The organism is Oleiphilus sp. HI0061, assembly GCF_001635675.1.
The window spans coordinates 1-1,527 of record NZ_LWFE01001448.1 but is presented as its reverse complement, the minus strand read 5'-3'; the positions used below and the strand labels follow the sequence as shown (position 1 = coordinate 1,527).

At 44.5% G+C, this 1,527-nt stretch carries 2 protein-coding genes and 1 pseudogene; all 3 read right to left on the bottom strand.

Annotated features, from left to right (window positions below; all coding sequences use genetic code 11):
- Window positions 1–12: 12 nt before the first annotated feature.
- On the bottom strand, window positions 13–324 hold the full coding sequence (locus A3735_RS22830) for a YcgL domain-containing protein (protein ID WP_068514773.1): 312 nt from the start codon (window positions 322–324) through the stop codon (window positions 13–15).
- An 8-nt stretch (window positions 325–332) separates the two neighbouring features.
- The gene (rnd, locus tag A3735_RS22825) at window positions 333–1,445 is read right to left on the bottom strand and encodes a ribonuclease D (RefSeq protein WP_068514769.1); all 1,113 of its coding nucleotides are present in this window, start codon (window positions 1,443–1,445) and stop codon (window positions 333–335) included.
- Between the two features lie 4 nt (window positions 1,446–1,449).
- A pseudogene (recR, locus tag A3735_RS32670) lies at window positions 1,450–1,527 on the bottom strand (recombination protein RecR); the annotation flags it as partial.

Sequence of the window (1,527 nt, the reverse complement as noted above, 5' to 3'; positions counted from 1 at the left end):
ACCGTCATTAATTTAGCCGTGCAAACTATCTTTAGGTGGCTTATATAAATCCAACATTTCCGGGTCTTTTGCTGGCGGCATCTGCAAATAAAAGCCTTTCTCAGCAATATCGTCCAAAATTTTCTTAGCATCCGCACGGGCCAATTTCTTTTCTGGCGTGAGTATCATATCCATCACATGCTCAGCTTGCCCAAATATTTGCATCAGTGCATCAGGCAAAGAAGTCAGTTCATCCGCTCGGTCGAGGTATAAGTACATTTCCTGCTTCTTTTTACTCTTATAAACCGAGCAAAATCGTTTCGTACTCGAGGTATATTGCGTCATCATTTCTCCTAAATTCCTAGCGCCTTTGACATTTTTTCTGCTAACCAAGGCTTGCGCCATCCCAAATACTCGTTAGGCAAACTTTTATCGCCATGCCGACGAACATTTATGACAACACGTTCTAACATTTTTCTTGAGCCCAGTAACTGAACAGCAATCCCCGAATCTTTGGCGACCTGCGCGACTATCGCTTTTAGCTTCTGGTAATAATCCAGCTCCCGGCCTCTAACCGGTCGGTCAATCGGGCGTAAGTCAATTTCTGAATCACTAAACTCCGCAATTATTTCCAACAATTCCTCGCCATAGCGGCGAATAGATTTATGCTGAATATCTTTAATACGCTTCAGGTCAGACAAAACTTCTGGATGTGTTTCAGCAATTTGAATCAAACTTGTATCTGAAAACACCCAAGGTTTAGGAATATTTTTTGATTGTGCCAAGTCATCACGCCACATAACCAGCGTTTTTAGTAAAGACTGATCCACCTTTTTAAGCTCACAGCCACCACGCAGCTTCAAATAAGCATTCTCTGGTGCATCCCAAGACTGAAAAAACTGCTGAACCAATGAAGCACTTTCTTCTAATACCGCTGCCATAAAAGACTTGGCTGAAAGCTGTGCCTGCAGCTCAGAATAAAGCGTCAGCAAATACTCAACATCTTTCGCAGCATAAGCTAACTGGCTATCAGACAAAGGGCGACGCAGCCAGTCGGAGCGCGTTTCAGACTTGTCTAGCTCATGCCCAAGCACCTCTTGCACAAGCTTTTGGTAACCAAGCGACGGCCCTAAACCCAAAAATGCTGCCGCCAACTGGGTATCAAACGCGGCTTTGATGCGCGCACCCGTCGAATGAAACAAAAGCTCAATATCTTCACTCATCGAATGCAAGACCTTGACCACTGACTCACTTTCTAGCAAAGGCGCTAACAAACTGAGATCATCTACTTCCAAAGGGTCAATCAGGTAGACGTGCTCGCCTGCTGCAATCTGTATGAGACCCGGTGCTGCGAAATAGGTGTTGGTTCGCATAAATTCGGTATCGATTGCAACGACAGTTTCATTTAAACAAAGCTTTATAGCCTCAGTAAGCGCTGCTGCATCATTAATAATCTGGACACTCATTTAATCAACCTTCTTCAATAACAGGCTTGCGCCCGGAAAAGGCATGACTAAGCGTCCCACCATCAACATAACCAAGATTCCC